15 protein-coding genes and 1 pseudogene are annotated in these 18,675 nt (G+C 35.8%); 4 read left to right on the plus strand and 12 right to left on the minus strand.

Going from position 1 to position 18,675, the window contains the following annotated elements; all coding sequences use genetic code 11:
* Positions 1 to 6 precede the first annotated feature (6 nt).
* From DPV97_RS04660 to glnA, 8 genes are all read right to left on the minus strand, one after another.
* Complete coding sequence (locus DPV97_RS04660; protein WP_133253112.1) at positions 7 to 909, minus strand: hypothetical protein; 903 nt, start codon at positions 907 to 909, stop codon at positions 7 to 9.
* A gap of 244 nt (positions 910 to 1,153) precedes the next feature.
* Complete coding sequence (locus DPV97_RS04665; RefSeq protein ID WP_083313317.1) at positions 1,154 to 2,359, minus strand: CDP-glycerol glycerophosphotransferase family protein; 1,206 nt, start codon at positions 2,357 to 2,359, stop codon at positions 1,154 to 1,156.
* Positions 2,360 to 2,361: 2 nt separating this feature from the next.
* Positions 2,362 to 3,237 carry a LicD family protein gene (locus DPV97_RS04670; protein ID WP_070714812.1) on the minus strand — a complete coding sequence of 292 codons (876 nt, stop codon included), beginning with the start codon at positions 3,235 to 3,237 and terminating at the stop codon, positions 2,362 to 2,364.
* Between the two features lie 12 nt (positions 3,238 to 3,249).
* Positions 3,250 to 4,575 (minus strand): adenylyltransferase/cytidyltransferase family protein, encoded by a 1,326-nt coding sequence (locus tag DPV97_RS04675; RefSeq protein WP_070714810.1) that lies wholly within the window; start codon positions 4,573 to 4,575, stop codon positions 3,250 to 3,252.
* Between the two features lie 13 nt (positions 4,576 to 4,588).
* Positions 4,589 to 5,659 carry a pyridoxal-phosphate-dependent aminotransferase family protein gene (locus DPV97_RS04680; RefSeq protein ID WP_070714808.1) on the minus strand — a complete coding sequence of 357 codons (1,071 nt, stop codon included), beginning with the start codon at positions 5,657 to 5,659 and terminating at the stop codon, positions 4,589 to 4,591.
* A gap of 14 nt (positions 5,660 to 5,673) precedes the next feature.
* On the minus strand, positions 5,674 to 6,474 hold the full coding sequence (locus DPV97_RS04685; RefSeq protein ID WP_186821766.1) for a DUF4422 domain-containing protein: 801 nt from the start codon (positions 6,472 to 6,474) through the stop codon (positions 5,674 to 5,676).
* Between the two features lie 2 nt (positions 6,475 to 6,476).
* Positions 6,477 to 7,601 (minus strand): LPS O-antigen chain length determinant protein WzzB, encoded by a 1,125-nt coding sequence (locus DPV97_RS04690; protein ID WP_083313316.1) that lies wholly within the window; start codon positions 7,599 to 7,601, stop codon positions 6,477 to 6,479.
* 170 nt (positions 7,602 to 7,771) lie between these two features.
* Positions 7,772 to 9,190, minus strand: coding sequence for a type I glutamate--ammonia ligase (gene glnA, locus DPV97_RS04695; RefSeq protein WP_070714803.1), 1,419 nt, complete (start codon positions 9,188 to 9,190; stop codon positions 7,772 to 7,774).
* A 248-nt stretch (positions 9,191 to 9,438) separates the two neighbouring features.
* On the opposite strand from glnA, the gene typA reads away from it, so the two are divergent.
* The gene (gene typA, locus DPV97_RS04700) at positions 9,439 to 11,289 is read left to right on the plus strand and encodes a translational GTPase TypA (RefSeq protein WP_070714801.1); all 1,851 of its coding nucleotides are present in this window, start codon (positions 9,439 to 9,441) and stop codon (positions 11,287 to 11,289) included.
* Between the two features lie 83 nt (positions 11,290 to 11,372).
* Here the strand turns inward: typA and rdgC are convergent, their stop codons facing one another.
* A complete protein-coding gene (rdgC, locus tag DPV97_RS04705; RefSeq protein WP_070714797.1) occupies positions 11,373 to 12,284 on the minus strand; it encodes a recombination-associated protein RdgC in 912 nt (303 codons plus the stop codon).
* Positions 12,285 to 12,351: 67 nt separating this feature from the next.
* Here rdgC and proC point away from each other — a divergent pair, with 67 nt between their 5' ends.
* Genes proC through xerD form a run of 3 tightly spaced genes read left to right on the plus strand, consistent with a single transcriptional unit; the run spans position 12,352 to position 15,223 of the window.
* Positions 12,352 to 13,167, plus strand: coding sequence for a pyrroline-5-carboxylate reductase (gene proC / locus DPV97_RS04710; protein ID WP_070714795.1), 816 nt, complete (start codon positions 12,352 to 12,354; stop codon positions 13,165 to 13,167).
* Entirely contained in the window at positions 13,167 to 14,327 is a 1,161-nt protein-coding gene (locus tag DPV97_RS04715) for a 3-phenylpropionate MFS transporter (protein WP_070714794.1), read from the plus strand. Before proC ends, DPV97_RS04715 begins: the two co-directional genes overlap by 1 nt.
* A 2-nt stretch (positions 14,328 to 14,329) precedes the next feature.
* Positions 14,330 to 15,223, plus strand: coding sequence for a site-specific tyrosine recombinase XerD (gene xerD / locus DPV97_RS04720; RefSeq protein WP_005698164.1), 894 nt, complete (start codon positions 14,330 to 14,332; stop codon positions 15,221 to 15,223).
* Between the two features lie 7 nt (positions 15,224 to 15,230).
* Here xerD and DPV97_RS04725 read toward each other — a convergent pair.
* The 3 genes and pseudogenes from DPV97_RS04725 to relA form a co-directional block, all read right to left on the minus strand.
* Positions 15,231 to 15,629, minus strand: a pseudogene (locus DPV97_RS04725) (GntT/GntP/DsdX family permease); the annotation flags it as partial.
* Positions 15,630 to 15,840: 211 nt separating this feature from the next.
* A complete protein-coding gene (locus DPV97_RS04730) occupies positions 15,841 to 16,197 on the minus strand; it encodes a diacylglycerol kinase (protein ID WP_049374693.1) in 357 nt (118 codons plus the stop codon).
* A 20-nt stretch (positions 16,198 to 16,217) separates the two neighbouring features.
* A complete protein-coding gene (gene relA / locus DPV97_RS04735) occupies positions 16,218 to 18,467 on the minus strand; it encodes a GTP diphosphokinase (protein WP_070714789.1) in 2,250 nt (749 codons plus the stop codon).
* Between the last annotated feature and the right edge of the window lie 208 nt (positions 18,468 to 18,675).

Below are 18,675 nucleotides of genomic sequence, written 5' to 3' on the forward strand. Positions count from 1 at the left end.
ATTTAATTATATATATACTGAATTTTTATTCTTATTATCATACGCCAACAAGAATATAAATGGATTAAATGTTATAAGTAATAAATGAGGATTTATCATTATGTTAATCAATGAAAATATAATAGCCAACCCAAGATAAATATTATTTTTAAGCACAATTCTCTTTCCCAATCTAAAAAAACCAAGAAAGATAAAAATAAATAAAACAATCCCCTGATCCAATAATACTTTCAAATAACCAGAATCAACTACAAATAACTTATTGTATTGATTTACATCCAGTAAATCTACATACTCTATATGTTGACCAAGAATAGAAAGGCCATATGTATCATAAGCGTAATATCCATATGCTAATCTACCACTTAACGCTTTATTTAATGCAAACATCCAGCTACTGCCTGGATCATAAAAAACTTGTATTAATATTGATAACAAAGAAAATAATAAAAATGAATATATTGTTAAAAATTTCAAAATCCTACCCAAAACTCTTGTTTTATAATCTATATTAAATATTCTTATAAAAATCAGAGAAAATATTAATAAGTTAACCAGATAAAACACAGTTCTCGTATCTGTAAAATCATATAATACATAATTTAGAAATAATAAAAATATAGATTCAAAAACAGAAAGCTTATGATTTCTAAGAACAATCCAAGATAGAGAAACATATAAAAACACATTAGGTAAATATGTAGAAAAAACGTATCCTAATGGATGTCTGAAAACAGTCTCCCCATCACTATTTTCTCTATAAAAATTAACATCTGAGTATTCATACATATCAAATAAATATGTAATATATACAAATAAAGCACCACAAAAAATAGATATAAGAAAACATTTTAGAATTAAGTCAAATTTAACATACTTAGAAAAAATAAAAAGGAAAAATAATGTCAAGCCTATTCCAGAATAATAATATGAAAAAATAAAAATTGGAATAAGTAGATAATCTAACAATGAGTACTTATTAAACTTGTAAAAAAATATTAATAAAAAACCTATTCCATATAAAACAATCTTGATTTTACTCAAAATCATTTCATGATTATCTAGACTAATAAAATACTGTGAATTAGATATATTAGAAAAAAATACATTAGCTGTATAAAAAAATAAAAATATAAATGTTAGAACTATATTCTTAATATTTATCATATGCACCGTTTAATATACTATTATATAGTTTTTCTGAAGCCTTTCCATTATCAAAATTACCAAACTCAGTATAAAACTCAATCAATTTTATTTTAAACTCTTCATAATTGAATTCTGTAATATTATTCATTAATTCTTCATTCGTACTAGCTTTAGGGTAAGGCAAGCTTTCGATAGAGTTATAAAAACTAAAATCCTTTTTATATGTATCTAAGTCAGGCATATATAAGAAACATGGTTTATATTGTAATGAGAAATCCCAAGAAGATGAAGAATAATCAGTTATGAGCACATCCGAAGCTAATAATAGGTCTTGCATATCAGAGTATGAAGAGGCATCAATAACAGAACCATCTATTTCACTATCGTTAGTATTAAAATAATGACTTCTCACTAACAATACCCATTTACCACCAAATTTCTTTTCTAATGAACTCAAAGTACTAGAAATATCTAATCCGTATAATTCTTTTGCAAAATTTTCACGATAAGTAGGAGCATATAAAGCAATTTTTAACGAAGAATCAATATCAAGCTCTTTTCTTACTTTAGAAATAATCTGACTTTTTAACAATTCATTTTCAAAAAAAATATCATTTCTAGGCAAACCTATTTCTAGATCTATTATATTATCTCCAAATGATATCTCCCTAATATCTTTAAATTTTTGACAGCCACAGATTAAATATCCAAATGAATGCCGCATTTTATAAAGCCGTTTATCTACTGGATGTGGCATAGTACATAATCCAACACATTTTAATGCGCCGCTGCCGTGCCATGTATTAATAAATATTTGTTTCTTTCTAGGGTTAATAAATGATGACCAAAAATCATTAAATATTAGGATTGATGAAGAAATATAATAATAATAATATCTAATGCTATATACTCTAACTAGTTTTATATTTTTCTCTTGCAAATGAAGAAACTTTTCAGGCTCCTTAAATGCCCAAATAATTTCATATTTGTTAGTTTTGTTTAATATATATTCTGAAATAGCTTTAGGGTTGCAAGTATACCCTCTCCCCTCATATGCTCTAAACAATATTCTGTTCGATTTTAATGGAATCAAAAAAGATAAGAAATAAATAATACCCCTTAGCATTAATAAACTATAAACAACAACTGCTTTACAAGCATAGTAAATAAAAGATGAGTTTTTCAAAAAAGATTTTATTAAACTTAACATAATTATTTCTCTAAATATTCTTTATAGCTAATTTCTGTATCAAAAATAATATTACCATGATAAGATGCTTCCTGCTGAGGGGTCATATAATCTCCAAAAGTAATTTTTAGTATAGTATCGTATCCGATAGGGCAAGCTACTTTAAGTCCCATAAAATCCTTTATAGTAATATCATTAAAACATTCTCTTGGCCAAATACATTTATCTCTATAATCAAAGGAAATTTCTCCTATAGGTAAATTCTTGTTATTATTATATCTAGAGCAAATATCTTCAAATAAATGAAACAATTTCTTATAATCAAATAACTTGAAGATAGGCATCACAAGATAATGAGCTAAACATTTCAATCTACTAGGGTTTTTTACAGGATTAATCATAATGCCTGCTTTCAAAATAATGCTTAGAAGCTTTAATATATTTGAATGAAAATATCTTTTTATCTTATTTGTTGGTACTGAATCCAAGGGAAAGATATCAATAAAAATTCCTTGGTTAAAATATAGTCCTTTTTCATGACTAACAATAGCTGTTGTATTTGAATTTCTAATTTGTGCATGAGGTCTAACATAATTTTGTTCTGTATATGTAGTTTGAAAGAAAATAGGATCCGTAAATTCATATTTTGCAATTTCAAGCAATTTATTATAATCATCCCTAGGCATATCAATATCAATGTCATCATCCCATGGAATAAATCCACTATGTCTAATTGCACCTAATAATGACCCTCCAGCCATATAATATTTCAGATTATATTTTTCACATACCGAAATAAACTTCTTAAGTAATTCTAATTCAGTTTTCCAAACTAATTTCATTTTTTCGTCAACATAAAATCCACAGATTTCTTCTGCGTGTAGAGATTCTATTACCATATATTATTCTCGTTAAAATTTTTTCACATTATAGTTAGATAAAAATAAATCGATCACTTTAGTCTCAGCTAACATTTCATTATAATTCAATAAATTGTTCTGTACCGAATTAGTTTGAATAGTTCTAATAAATTCAACTAATTCATATCTTAACCCCTCACCTTCAAACTTATAAAAGTACTTATTATTATTATTTATATTCTCATAGCATACTTCAAAAAATTCTGTTTTCCACCATGGCGCAGGGACATATATATATCCCTTAGTCCCAGCAATAATTAAATTACTTTCCGCTTTAGCTTTAATCGCAACTGTTGCACTAGCTATAGAGTTAGAATAACGTAAATCTATTTTAGTAAAGATATCAATATTATTTTCAAAATGAGATGTAAATGAAATATCTTCATAATTTATTCCTAGTAATTTAAATACAATAAGCAAAGGATAAGAAACTAGCGATTCAATACTCCCACCAGAAATACGAGTTTGTTCATTAAATAGATCATCTTCAAGAACTTGTGTAAACCTAGCTTCAATATTTAATATATTTCCAATAACTCCACTTTTAACCAATGAAATCATTTTCGTAAATGCTGGGCAATATGCCGTTTTTAAGCCCTCCATCAACACTAAATTACGTGCATTAGCAAGTTCAATTAGCTCTTTTGCATTATCATAGTTATTTGAAAAAGGAAATTCTGTAAGAACATGTTTACCATTGAGTAACGATTCTTTTATATGTTTATATCTATATTTTAAAGGTACATTAACATAAACGGCATCACTCTGAGAGAAAAACTCATTTAGGCTATTATATTCATATAACTCTTTACATTTTTCAGAAGAAACTGGACCGGCGTAATAAACACCTGTTATGCTAACACCACTGATAAAACTAACTTCAGATAAAAATCTATCAACAATTTTCTCCCCACCTATAATACCCAATTTTAGCGAATGAGTATTTCTAATTTGGGTACTTGAGATGCCTTTAGTTCTTTTAGAATAAATAACCTCACAGTATTCTCGTAAATAATCAAAATAACCTACCCAATCAGAACCGACAGTAAAAATATCAATACCATACTTCTTAATATCATCTATTTTCTGTCCAAAATATTCTTCAATAACAATCTCGTCCGCAAGTCCTGTTTCCTGAACATTAGAGATCCTAGTCATTAGTGAATCATGAACATTATACTTACCGCGGCATTTATCAAAATAATCAGACGTGATACCAACAATTAAATAATCACCCAACAATTTTGCTTGCTTAAGTAAATTTAAATGCCCTTCATGAAATAAATCAAATGTTCCATAGGTTATAACTTTTTTCATTTCATCTTATTCCCTAAGATATATTTTTAAGAATTTCTTTTATAGCTAAAACTAATTTCTCATTATCATTTACTGTCGTATTTCCTATATGAGCAACTCTAATAGAATATTCTTTATTTTCCCCTCCTGTTGGGTTTACCATCATTTGATATTCATTTTTTAATGTAGTAAATACTTTAGTTGCAATTGGCTTCTCAAAAATTACCGGAGTAATAGCATTACTTAATGGAAATCTAGGAATTGAAACTGGCAAATCCTTTATTCTATTTCTAAAATCCAGAGCAACCGTTTTAATATTATTCAAATACTTATCAATACCAATAGAATCAACTATAGCTAATGCCTTATGCATCTCCAAACAAATACCCACACAAGGAGTAAACGGAGTTTGTCCTCTTTCAAAATCAGCAATGTATTCCTTAAAATTAAAATAAAGAGATTTAACATTATTAACTAATATTCTATCAGTAACAATTCTATCACTAAGTACTACAATAGATAGTCCTGGAGCAATACATAAGCCTTTTTGAGAGCTAATAATTGTTATATCAATATCATATTTACTCATATCATATCGATCACATAAGAAAGAGCTAATCGCATCAACAATTAAATACATTCCTTTTCTTTTACAAAATTGCGAAAGTAACTCTATGTCATATAATTGACCAGTAGAAGTTTCATCAATATTTACAACTAAAGCATTGAACTCTATATTTTCATATTCTTCTAGATGTTTATATGTTAATTCCTCATTACCTCCGAGTTTTATCTCACAATAATCATACTCATGAATATCACAAATCTGACTAAATCTAGCTCCAAATGTACCTCCATTAATAACCAATAATTTATCTGTCGGTAATATACAATTCATTAACGCTGCTTCCATTGCAGCTGTACCTGAAGCGGTTAAATAAATAGATTTAGAATTTTCTCCCGAATTCATCAATTTTTTTATGAGCCTATCAGACTCCAACATAATATTTGAAAATTCATCGGTTCTAAAATAAGGTATTTGTTCACCTCTAACTTTCTTGATTTCAGGCAACATTTCTACTGGACCAATTGTGAATAATTTCATTCTATATTCCTCTATTAAAAACTTTTTTCGTATTTCTTACCAAAGAACTTAGCCATTAAAAATGCAGTTCCTTTCCTCAACCAATTTATTTTCTCACCATAAACAAATGGAATTGCTTTCACTTTTAATAGTTTAGATTGAGAATATTGTTTTAACCAAACGTTAAATAACAACTCACTGACACGTCCATAAAAACGTGCATGGAAAACAGAATATTGTTCCGCAGGAATACGTTTTTCTAATTCAAATAAAATGGGGAATAGCCAACTGCAATAATCATTCACTAATTCTTTAGACATAATGAACATGTTAAACATATAGCCACCACGCTGTTTCATTACCGCATCAAAACTTCCTAAAAATTCACCGCACTTTTCAGCAATAATTTCACGAGTTACATCTAAATGCTCGGCATGTAAGGTATTCGCATAATGTGAATAAAGCGTTTCAATGTAATAATTGCGTTTACTTGGTACGATTACATCATATTGGCTTAATAATTGACTCGCTTCTTCGCATGTTAAATAGAGTGTTTCTAACGGGTTCTTTTTACGCTCCATTCGGCTTTTTACACTAAAAAAACGGCGATAATGAATTAAACCTAAATAATCATTAGGTAAATTTCTCCACGCCCAATAAAGTCCTGTTAGCTCACAAAAATTAAGATTTTTATCTGAAATATTATCACCAGTATTATCGCCTCGATAATCAAGTTCCTCTTTCCCTGATTTACCTACATGTAATGGCAGATACATATCATCTGAGGGCATAAAATGTTGTTTATGTGTAGCAATAATAATTTTAATATCTTTCATATTTATGCCTTATTTGAAAATACTTCTCTAGCTAAAATGATTAATGATGAAAGTACTACTCCAAAAACAAATCCTACAATAAGTAAAATCAATCGTTTAGGCCAATCACGTTGAACCGGGTAATCTGGTGAACTTAAATAATAATACGCTTTTACATTCTCAATTGATTCCAATTGCGGTGCTAATTTTGTTAATTTAGCAAGCTGTCTTTCTGTACTGTAATAGTTTGTTGGGTAAACAACCGGGCTGTTTTTGGCAATATCTAATTGAGCTTGTAAATATTTTTCACCTAGCATAAAGAGGTATGTGCCGTCTGCAAGTTTAGAATCTGAGATGTTTAAACGCCCTTCACCTAACATATATTCAGGTACTGAAATTGTATTGTTACTACCTTTCGAGAAATCACTGATCCCTGCTTTTTTCGCAATATTTAATGCGTTAGTTAAGTTTTCTACTTGAATCGTTTTAGTTTCGGTTAAACTTTCTTCCATTTGCTCTTTAGCAAATTTTAAAGCATCTAAACGCAAGTTGAAACCGAGTTTAAATTCTTGATTTGTTTGATTTAAAATATATTGGTTAACAAACTCAACATATTGATCTAATACAAGTTGTGCATCTTTTGGAGTTTCTGCTGAGAAAGTGAGTTTTAAACCAATTTTATCTAATTCAGTTAAATCTTTTTTCTTAGGGTCAACTTCGTGAACAATAAGATATTTTGAAACAGTTTCTTCAATATATTTTCTTTTTTGTTCTTCCGTCATATCTTTGGTATAGTTTTTAACCCATTCAGATTGCTCTAAGAATTGACGTTTTAAATCGTTAGAAAGTAAGAAATGTTTAAATTGCCCATAAAGAGAACCTGATAATTTCCCATCTGAAAAATCACCATCACCAATAATACGAGCATATTCTGCACGAACTGGCAATAATGTACCTAAATCAGTTGAACGTGGTGTAACAATAATAGCTGTTGAGGTCCACTGCTCTTTTGCTGTAAATGCGTAAACACCCGCAATAGCGGTACAAAAAAAAGCCGATAGTAAAATCCAAATCTTTTTATTCCATAATGCTTTTATTAGCTCGATTAAATCTATTTCGTTATTATTTTGATAATTAATATCATTCATACTTATACCTTATTTAAAATATTTTACTTTTCATAATTTTACAGAATATAGCTCTTATTAACAATAAAAGTTATGCAAAGATATTGTAAAGTTCTAATACATTTATAAGAAAAATGCGGCTAATATTCGCCGCACTTTCCATGTTAATTTAATCCTTATCGAAACTTTCATTAAGCATAATACATCTCAAACTCAACAGGATGTGGTGTCATATTTAAACGTTCTACTTCTTTACGTTTAATATTAATAAATGCTTCGATAAAGTCTTTAGCAAAGACACCACCTTGCGTTAAGAATTCATAGTCTTTTTCTAATGAATTCAACGCTTCTTCTAATGAGCTAGCTACCGCTGGAATATCTTTTAATTCTTCCGGTGGAAGATCGTAGAGATTTTTATCCATTGCATCACCTGGGTGGATTTTGTTTACTACACCATCAAGACCTGCCATTAATAATGCTGCGAATGCAAGATATGGGTTTGCCAATGGATCTGGGAAACGCGCTTCAATACGAATTGCTTTCGGATTGGTTACTGCGGGGATACGGATTGAAGCAGAACGGTTGCTTGCAGAGTAAGCCAACAATACTGGCGCTTCAAAACCCGGCACTAAACGTTTGTATGAGTTAGTACTTGGGTTAGTGAATGCATTTAATGCTTTAGCGTGCTTAATGATACCGCCGATGTAGTAAAGTGCGGTTTCTGAAAGGCCTGCATATTTATCACCTTGGAAAATATTTTTACCGTCTTTGCTTAATGACATATTGCAGTGCATGCCTGAACCATTGTCACCCGTGATTGGTTTAGGCATAAAGCAAGCGGTTTTACCGTGTTCTAATGCAACGTTTTGTACCACATATTTATAGATTTGTGTTTCATCCGCTTTCAAGGTTAAGCTGTTGAATTTCGTTGCAATTTCGTTTTGACCTGCGGTTGCCACTTCATGGTGATGAGCTTCGATGACTAAGCCCATTTCTTCTAAAATTAAACACATTTCAGAGCGAATATCATGAGCCGTATCAATTGGAGCAACCGCACAGTAACCAGCTTTTTTCAATGGACGATAAGCGTTGTTACCACCTTCGTATTTTTTGTTGGTATTCCAAGCAGCTTCAATATCATCAATGGCGAAAGAAGCGCGGTTCATTGATACATCAAAACGTACATCATCAAATAAGAAGAACTCTGGCTCAGGACCAAAGAATGCTTGATCCGCAATACCGGTTGAACGCATATAGTTTTCAGCACGAATAGCAATTGAACGCGGGTCACGATCATAGCTTTGCATGGTTGTTGGCTCATAAACGCTACAACGAATTGAAAGTGTTGGGATCTGCGCAAATGGATCGACTACTGCAGTTTCAGCAATTGGCATTAAAAGCATATCGGCTTTGTTAATGGTTTTCCAACCTTCAACAGAAGAGCCATCGAACATTTTGCCATCTTCAAACATATCTTCATCGACAAGGCTAACTGGAATGGAAACACCATGTTCTTTACCTTTAATGTCGGTGAAACGAAGTAGCACGAACTTAATATCGTTCTCTTCGATCAGTTTGAATACGTTGGCAATTGCATTTGCATTTGGCATAAGGAGTCCTCTATTTTGCTATGTGTATAATCTTTATAAAATTAAAAGAGCATTATAACGCAATTGCTTGCCTTTTTCATAAGATTTATTTTATTCCATGGCATAGCAGAGCAACGAAATATCGTGTATAATTTTTGCCCTTTCGAGATTCTCGTAGGGTGAGTTTGACTCACCAATTTAAACTACTTGGACTATTTGGTGGCATAAAAATTCCACCCTACAAAACTTAAACATTAAGAACGTAATAAATGAAAAACGACATTGATATTAATAAATTGCGCAATATCGCAATTATCGCTCACGTTGACCATGGTAAAACTACCCTCGTTGACAAACTCCTTCAACAATCCGGTACATTTGAATCAACTCGCGGCGATGTTGATGAACGCGTAATGGACTCAAACGATCTTGAAAAAGAACGTGGCATTACCATTCTTGCAAAAAATACCGCAATTAACTGGAATGGTTATCGCATTAACATCGTAGATACCCCAGGACACGCCGACTTCGGTGGTGAAGTAGAACGTGTACTTTCTATGGTGGATTCTGTACTTTTAGTCGTAGATGCCTTTGATGGCCCAATGCCACAAACGCGTTTCGTGACACAAAAAGCCTTCGCTCATGGTTTAAAACCAATTGTAGTGATTAACAAAGTTGACCGTCCAGGCGCACGTCCTGATTGGGTGGTGGATCAAGTATTCGATTTATTCGTTAACCTTGGCGCAACTGATGAGCAATTAGACTTCCCTATTATCTATGCTTCAGCATTAAATGGTGTCGCAGGGCTTGAACACGAAGATTTAGCGGAAGATATGACCCCATTATTTGAAGCGATCGTTCAACACGTTGAACCGCCAAAAGTGGAACTTGATGCACCATTCCAAATGCAAATCTCACAATTAGACTATAACAGCTATGTGGGTGTTATCGGTATCGGTCGTATCAAACGTGGTGCAATTAAACCAAATCAACCTGTAACGATTATTGATGGCGAAGGTAAAACTCGCCAAGGTCGTGTGGGTCAAGTATTAGGTCATCTTGGTTTACAACGTTATGAAGAAGATATTGCTTACGCAGGTGATATTATCGCGATTACTGGTTTAGGTGAATTAAATATCTCGGATACTATTTGCGATATCAACGCCGTTGAAGCCTTACCTTCATTAACCGTTGATGAGCCAACCGTAACCATGTTCTTCTGTGTAAACACCTCTCCGTTTGCAGGTCAAGAAGGTAAATATGTGACTTCTCGTCAAATTCTTGAACGTTTAAACAAAGAGTTAGTTCACAACGTGGCATTACGCGTAGAAGAAACACCAAACCCAGATGAATTCCGTGTTTCTGGCCGTGGTGAATTACACCTTTCTGTATTAATTGAAAATATGCGTCGTGAAGGTTATGAACTCGCGGTTTCTCGCCCTAAAGTAATCTATCGTGATATTGACGGCAAAAAACAAGAGCCGTACGAACAAGTGACTATCGATGTAGAAGAACAACATCAAGGTTCTGTGATGGAAGCATTAGGTATCCGTAAAGGTGAAGTTCGTGACATGATGCCAGATGGCAAAGGTCGTGTACGTTTAGAATACATCATCCCAAGCCGTGGCTTAATCGGTTTCCGTGGTGAATTCATGACGATGACGTCAGGTACCGGTTTACTTTACTCCAGTTTCGATCACTACGATGACATCAAACCAGGTGAAATCGGCCAACGTAAAAACGGTGTATTAATTTCTAACGCAACAGGTAAAGCATTGGCTTATGCACTGTTCGGTTTACAAGAGCGTGGTAAATTAATGATTGAAGCCAACGTAGAAGTTTACGAAGGTCAAATCATCGGTATTCACAGCCGTACAAATGACTTAACGGTAAACTGTTTACAAGGTAAAAAACTCACCAATATGCGTGCATCAGGTAAAGATGATGCCATCGTATTAACCACACCGGTGAAATTTACACTTGAACAAGCCATCGAGTTTATCGATGATGACGAGTTAGTGGAAGTGACACCAGAGTCGATCCGTATCCGTAAAAAACTCTTAACGGAAAACGATCGTAAACGTGCAAACCGTACGACAACCAGTACGAGTACTCACTAATTAAAAACGTGCGGAAATTTGACCGCACTTTTAGATCAACAAAAGGCGAACATCATGTTCGCCTTTTTATTTCATGATTAAAACTAGCCTAATCTGACTTTCTCGCCACCGAATTCATCGAGTAAATTTTCTGTCAGCTTAGATAAAATGCCCGTCATTAATACAAAATCAGCATCAAAGCGTTGCGCATAATCTTCTTTTAAAATATCCGCATTTTTCTCACGCACTGCATCGGCAAATTTTAAACGTTTGAGCGTGCAATCTTCATTAAACACAAAAGTCAGCGTATCTTCCCATTCTAATGCGAGTTTGCTCACCACTTTTTTGCCATCTTGTAAAAGCGCGAGGATCTCTTCATTTTCTAAAGGCTGTTTTTTGCAACGGATCACGCTGTCTTCTTGGCTTCCACGCAGTTCGGCCTCTTCTAACGCCACCAACCAATGCGGGATTTTTTCCTGCACAATCCAATCCGTTAAAATCGTAGAAGGCTCATTCGCAAAAACTAACGGCACAACGGGTAACGAACCAAGTGATTTACGCAATAATGCTAAGGCATCTTCTGCACGTTTACTGGATGCTGCATCAACATGAACAAGATTATTTTCGGTATCAATCCACACGGCAGTTTGCTGATTTTTAGTGAACGCACGCGGCAATAAATTCATCACCACATCATCTTTTAACGTTTGTTTTTCCGTTTTTTTCAATTTACGGTTTTCTTTTTGCTCAAGGCTTTCAATACGTTCATCTAATTCACGTTTCACCGCATTAGCCGGCAACATTTTCTCTTCTTTTTTCTCGACCAACAAAATGTGTTTACCGACTGAAAAATGCAATAATTCGCTGCCTTTCAACGGATTCGTCCAACCGAATTTACTTTGATCTTGTGAGCCACAAGGATGAAATTCACAATCTGACAACTGGCGTTGCAATTCATTAAGATCCCAATCTAGGGGCTTAGTCAGCCTATATGACATTAAATTTTTAAACCACATCGTACACTTCCTTCATAATAGGGTAAAATACGCGACATTGTAGCCCATAAACTCACGGGAAAAAATGATGCAACAGAAATTAATTGCCTTCATCGGTGGTGGCAATATGGCACAAGCCATTGTGTTAGGCCTATTAAAACAAGGTTATCCAGCCGACAAAATTATCGTTAATGATCCTAATGAAGAGAAACGTGCTTTTTTTGCTCAATATGGCGTCGCGGTTTCTATGGATAACGAGCAATCCATCACACAATCTCAAGTAGTCTTATTTGCGGTTAAACCGCAAGTCCTCGCTGATGTTTGCAAGCCATTAAGTGCGGTTGATTTTTCTGATAAATTAATCATTTCTATTGCTGCGGGTATTTCTACTGCCCGATTAGCCGAACTCATCCCAACAGCAAAATCCATTGTTCGCGTGATGCCAAACACGCCTGCATTAGTGGGTGAAGGTATGGCAGGCTTATTTGCGGACAAAAACACGCCTGAAATTGACCGCACTTTTGCGGAAGATTTACTTTCTGCAGTCGGGAAAACCACTTGGGTGACGGATGAAGATCAAATGCATGCAGTCACTGCCGCATCTGGCAGTAGCCCTGCTTACTTCTTCCAATTTTTAGAGGCTATGCAACAAGGCTTAATAGAAATGGGCTTAGATGAAAAGCAATCTCGTGAGTTGGTACAACAAGCCATGTTAGGCTCAGCGAAGTTGGTGATTGAAAATCCACAGACAGCCCTTTCGACTTTACGAGAAAATGTCACCTCAAAAGGCGGTACCACCGCAGCCGCATTAAATGTGTTTAATCAACATCAATTTAACAACATCATTAAACAAGCGATGCAGGCCTGTGTGGCACGCTCACAAGAAATGGAAAAATTATTCTAATGCAAGTTCGTCCTTTTACCTGGCTCACCCTGAGCTTTTTTGGTTACTATTGTGCCTACGGTGTATTTCTTCCTCTTTTCCCTGCGTGGTTGAAAACGCAATCTTATAGTGAAGAAAGCATCGGTTTATTGCTGGCCTGTGGTTATATTTTCCGTTTTAGCGGCAGTATTTTATTTTCTGGCTTGATAAAACGCGTTTCCCTTTTAGTGAATGGCTTACGCTACTTAGCTGTTGCCAGTGCTGCCACCATGGCGTTAATTGGGCTCATGTCGCATAATTTCTGGTTATTATTTATTGGACTTGCCTTGTATTCCATGGTAAATGCCGCGGGGATGCCGATTGGTGATAGCCTAGCGAGTACGTGGCAACAACAAATTCATTTAGATTACGGCAAAGTACGCTTGATTGGCTCCTTTGCATTTGTTGTCGGCGTGATGGTGTTTGGGTATTTAGCGGGGATAATTGGTGAACAATACATCACATGGATGATGACGGGCATCCTTATTTTCTATAGTATTGTGCAATTACTTCATCCTAATCCAATGCCACAAGATGAGCCACAAAGTGCGGTCGAAAATTCTGTTGGATTTTTAGGCTTACTCAAAAATAAAACGACACTTCGTTTATTTATTGCTATTGCACTGATTCAAGGATCGCACGCGGCTTATTACTCATACAGTACTATCTTCTGGACAAACCACGGTCATTCTGTTTCCGATGCGGGCTTATTTTGGGGAATCAGCGTATTAATAGAAATTGTCGTCTTTTTCTTCTCCACCCGATTATTCAAAAATTGGAGTATTACGGCCCTTTTCTATCTCACAGGCATCGCGGCTATCGTACGTTGGCTTGCTTTTGGTTATGCCGATACCTTTGTTGAAATCGTTCTATTGCAATGTTTTCACAGCCTCACTTATGTGGCAGGGCATTACGCGACTGTGCGTTATATCACGACTCAACCACAAAACCATATTGCGAAATTACAAGGTTTATACAATGCCTTAGCAGGATGTGCAGCCATTGCCATTTTCACCGCACTTTCTGGCGTGCTTTATCCAATTTCACCAGTTTATGCTTTCAGCTTAATGGCCGCCTTTGCATTCATTGGTTTATTTATCACCCCACGTGGTGTAAAAGCCTTTTTACCCCATAGAGTGTAAACATGAATAACCTCACACTAGTCGATTTGTTCTTGAATGAATATTGGATAGAAAAAGGATTGTCTGAAAACACCGTGCAGTCTTATCGTCTCGATTTGACCGCACTGTGTGATTGGTTGGATAAACAAAATTTATCTCTCGAAACGCTCGAGCCATTAGATCTGCAACAATTTTTAGGCAGCCGTTTAGAGCAAGGTTATAAAGCCACCAGCACCGCACGAATGCTAAGTGCGATGCGAAAATTGTTTCAATATTTATATCGTGAGAAATATCGTACGGATGATCCAAGTGCCGTACTGAGTTCGCCTAAACTACCAAGCCGTTTGCCTAAGTATTTAACCGAGCAACAAGTCACAGATTTATTAAATACGCCAGATGTAGAAATTCCGCTCGAGTTACGCGATAAAGCCATGTTGGAATTACTTTACGCCACTGGATTGCGTGTGACAGAGTTGGTCACCCTCACCATTGAAAATATGAATTTACAACAAGGTGTCGTGCGTGTGATTGGTAAAGGTAACAAAGAACGCATTGTGCCAATGGGAGAAGAAGCCGCTTTTTGGGTGCGACAATTTGTACTTTATGGTCGTCCTATTTTGCTTAATGGACAAAGTTCAGATGTAGTTTTTCCGAGTCAACGAGCTCAGCAAATGACTCGCCAAACTTTTTGGCATCGTATAAAGCATTATGCTGTGTTAGCGGGAATCGATACGGATGCCCTTTCACCACATGTTCTCCGTCATGCTTTTGCGACGCATTTAGTGAACCACGGTGCGGATCTCCGTGTTGTGCAAATGCTCCTCGGACACAGCGATCTCTCCACCACGCAAATCTATACTCACGTAGCTAAAGAACGCTTGAAACACCTTCACGAAAGATTTCATCCGAGGGGATAAAATAAAAAAGTGCGGTCAAAAATGAGGGTAAATTCTGTGTTTCGACTACGACAACTTCTTGGGCTGAAACACGCGAACCTTTATTTTTTAAACGTTTTGCTAAGAAATATGTCAATATTAAGCCCCAAATAGCAGGAACAATTCCTGCCATCATCACTGACGTTAAAGGAAAATGGAACGTATCTGCTGCCGCGATTGCATTAGGATTGGGTGACATTAAGTTTCCGGCTTTTCCTCCACCAATCATTGCTAAGAGAATAGCGGGTTTTGATAAGTCAGTACGACGAGCAAGTGCTAAAGCAATTGGAGAGACCGTAATCACGGCAACATCAATAAATACACCAACAGCGGTTAAAATTAATGTGGCCAACGCTAAAGCCAATAATGCTCTGGTTTCACCTAACTTTTTTCAAAATAAGGAAAATAGCAACAAGTAGCGCCATTAACGCACCTAAAGCTGAGACTGTTATCATGATAGAGTCCTCCTGTTTAAATGATCTTTCTTATTTATATCAGATACACAAAAACAGAGGAATAAAATTTTGCCCGCTCTCACCTACAAAAAGGGCTTATGTAAAACACATAAGCCGAAATTGTTACTGAAAATTGACCGCACTTTAGAAAAATAAAATACTTCCCCAAACCACGACAACAATGCAAAGGGCGATGAATACCGCTGCTGAGCCTTGGTCTTTCGCTCTTCCTGAAAGCTCGTGGCGTTCTGTACCGATACGATCCACCACCGCTTCAACTGCACTATTTAACAGCTCCACTGCCATCACGAGTAAAACCGATGAAATCATCAAGGCAATTTCAATTTTAGTGTCACCTAACAAAAATGCGAGCGGAATCAGAATGCACGCAAGAAAACATTCGTGGCGAAATGCAGTTTCATTTTTGAATGCACTCTTTAAACCTTGTAAAGAATATTTTGTGGAGTTAATTAAATGGGTTAATCCCGTGGTTTTATACATAAAAGTTCCTATGTTGTAATCTATAAACGTTTTGCTTCGATAACGTCGTCTAACTTCGCTAATCTGGCCAGTATTTTACTTAAACTTTCGACATTTTTCAGTTCAATTTCCATATCCATCGTTGCCACTTGTTTTTTGGTGTCCGCACGGCTTGAAACACCTAGTACACTGACTTTTTCATTCGCCAGCACAGTCGTAATATCGCGTAATAAACCATTACGATCACTCGCCACAATGCGAATATAAATATGGAAGCCTGCTGCGTAATTATCTCCCCAAAGGGCTTCCACCACGCGTTCAGGATGTGCCGCTTGCAATTCAATGAACTGTTCACAATCGCAACGATGAATTGAGATACCTCGTCCCATCGTAATGTAGCCTGCAATGGCATCACCAGGAATAGGCTGACAACAACGCGCCATATGGTGCATTAAATTACCGACCCCTTCAACAATAACATAACCGTTATTCTGTTGTTGTTCGGCTTTCTGCTGCGCCTTTTGCTGTGCAGTATTTGCACTTTTACTCGCCACATGACGGAGAATTTCTTGATCCGCTTCTTCTGCCGTTACTTTAATCAATCGGCTTTGCAAGAAATTCATCAACTGATTTAAACGGATATCCCCACTACCAATACCGGCGTATAAATCTTCGAGGTTTCTTAAGTTATAACGCGGCAAGGCAAGCTGCTCAACCTGTTTCAAACTGATATTCAAACGAGCAAGTTCATTATCTAACTGCTCTTTACCCGCTGGAACATTTTTATCACGATCTTGTTTCTTAAACCACGCTTGGATTTTGGCGCGCGCTTTTGAGGTATGGGTAAAGCCTAAGTTAGGGTTGACCCAATCTCGGCTTGGGTTTGGATTTTTCTGCGTGATAATATCCACTTGCTCACCCATTTGTAGGTGATAAGTGAATGGTACGATACGTCCACCAACTTTCGCCCCAATACAACGGTGACCAATTTCACTGTGGATCGCATAAGCAAAATCAAGCGGTGTAGAACCAGCTGGTAAGTCTACTACCTCACCTTTCGGCGTAAACACATATACTCGGTCATCAAAGACTTGGCTACGCAATTCAGCCATCACTTCGCCAGAATCCGTAATATCATCTTGCCATGCAAGTAATTTACGCAACCAGGTTATTTTTTCTTCGTAAGCAGAAAGGCTACCGGTCGTCCCTTCTTTGTATTTCCAGTGTGCGGCTACACCAAGTTCGGCATCATCATGCATTTGCTGGGTACGAATTTGCACTTCAATTGGCTTACCACCTTTGCCCAATACCACAGTATGAATGGATTGATAGCCATTCGGTTTTGGATTGGCAACATAGTCATCAAATTCTTTTGGTAAATGTTTGAAATGTGTATGTACGATACCAAGCGCGGTATAACAATCCTGCAATTTTTGCACAATAATTCTAACCGCTCTTACATCATATAAACCACTGAATTCCAAATGTTTCTTTTGCATTTTTCGCCAAATACTATAGATGTGTTTTGGGCGACCATAAACCTCAACCTGATCAATATTTTCTTTTAAATAACCAGTTAATTCTGTGACAAAATTCGCAATATACCGCTCACGATCTAAGCGGCGCTCATGTAATAATTTGGCAATATTTCGATATTGTTCTGGGTGCAAATATCGGAAACAGTAATCTTCAAGCTCCCATTTCAATTGACCGATACCTAAACGGTTTGCCAACGGGGCATAAATATTGGAACATTCTTTGGCAGCCAACACTTTTTCTTCTTCGCAAAAATGATTTTCCGCATCACGAAGAAAGGTAATGCGTTCGGCGAGTTTGATGATCACACAGCGGAAATCGTCCACCATAGCGAGGAGCATACGGCGTACATTATCCACTTGAGAGGCATTAGCAGAATGACTGGCGTTGAGCTGACGGATGTTATCCATCTCTTCCACGCCTTTGAGTAATTTGGTGATTTTAGGACCAAAATCTTCTTGAATTTGTTCCCAATCTACGAGTTGGTTGGCTACTAATGGGAATAGCATCGCAGTGAGCAAACTCTCACTGTCCATATTCATTTCATGCAGGATTTCCACCATTTCCACACCGGATTGCAATGTGAGCACTGCATTTTCCATTTTATCGACATGTTCAGCTATTTTAGCTTGAGCGTAATACCAGGCATCAATCAGGGATTTTTCAGTGGCGGTAGGAAGTTTAAGGCTCGAACACCATTGCTCGATCACAAAATCTTGCGGATTTAATAAGTGAGAACCACGAACTGCAACCATAATACCCCCTTGTTGATGAATATGGCTCGGTGACATCCTGTCAACCGAGTTGTCTTTTTAAGACAACAAAAAAGTCTGACTATTCTATCAGAATATGAAACATTTTTGTGATTAAAACTCATCAAACGAGAGCTAGGCTCGCAAAATCATTCGATTTTCTGACCGCACTTTATCCCCTCTTGGATTGTGAAAATGGGATTTAATAACT

The organism is Haemophilus parainfluenzae, from assembly GCF_003253005.1.
GTDB lineage: Bacteria > Pseudomonadota > Gammaproteobacteria > Enterobacterales > Pasteurellaceae > Haemophilus_D > Haemophilus_D parainfluenzae_M.

Bases quoted from the DNA above. Each gene is read 5' to 3' on its own strand.
- DPV97_RS04665 (WP_083313317.1), bottom strand. From the start codon at position 2,359: ATGTTAAGTTTAATAAAATCTTTTTTGAAAAACTCATCTTTTATTTAC.
- DPV97_RS04690 (WP_083313316.1), bottom strand. From the start codon at position 7,601: ATGAATGATATTAATTATCAAAATAATAACGAAATAGATTTAATCGAG.
- glnA (WP_070714803.1), bottom strand. From the start codon at position 9,190: ATGCCAAATGCAAATGCAATTGCCAACGTATTCAAACTGATCGAAGAG.
- DPV97_RS04715 (WP_070714794.1), top strand. From the start codon at position 13,167: ATGCAAGTTCGTCCTTTTACCTGGCTCACCCTGAGCTTTTTTGGTTAC.
- typA (WP_070714801.1), top strand. From the start codon at position 9,439: ATGAAAAACGACATTGATATTAATAAATTGCGCAATATCGCAATTATC.
- xerD (WP_005698164.1), top strand. From the start codon at position 14,330: ATGAATAACCTCACACTAGTCGATTTGTTCTTGAATGAATATTGGATA.
- DPV97_RS04675 (WP_070714810.1), bottom strand. From the start codon at position 4,575: ATGAAAAAAGTTATAACCTATGGAACATTTGATTTATTTCATGAAGGG.
- relA (WP_070714789.1), bottom strand. From the start codon at position 18,467: ATGGTTGCAGTTCGTGGTTCTCACTTATTAAATCCGCAAGATTTTGTG.
- DPV97_RS04680 (WP_070714808.1), bottom strand. From the start codon at position 5,659: ATGAAATTATTCACAATTGGTCCAGTAGAAATGTTGCCTGAAATCAAG.
- rdgC (WP_070714797.1), bottom strand. From the start codon at position 12,284: ATGTGGTTTAAAAATTTAATGTCATATAGGCTGACTAAGCCCCTAGAT.
- DPV97_RS04730 (WP_049374693.1), bottom strand. From the start codon at position 16,197: ATGTATAAAACCACGGGATTAACCCATTTAATTAACTCCACAAAATAT.
- DPV97_RS04670 (WP_070714812.1), bottom strand. From the start codon at position 3,237: ATGGTAATAGAATCTCTACACGCAGAAGAAATCTGTGGATTTTATGTT.
- proC (WP_070714795.1), top strand. From the start codon at position 12,352: ATGCAACAGAAATTAATTGCCTTCATCGGTGGTGGCAATATGGCACAA.
- DPV97_RS04685 (WP_186821766.1), bottom strand. From the start codon at position 6,474: ATGAAAGATATTAAAATTATTATTGCTACACATAAACAACATTTTATG.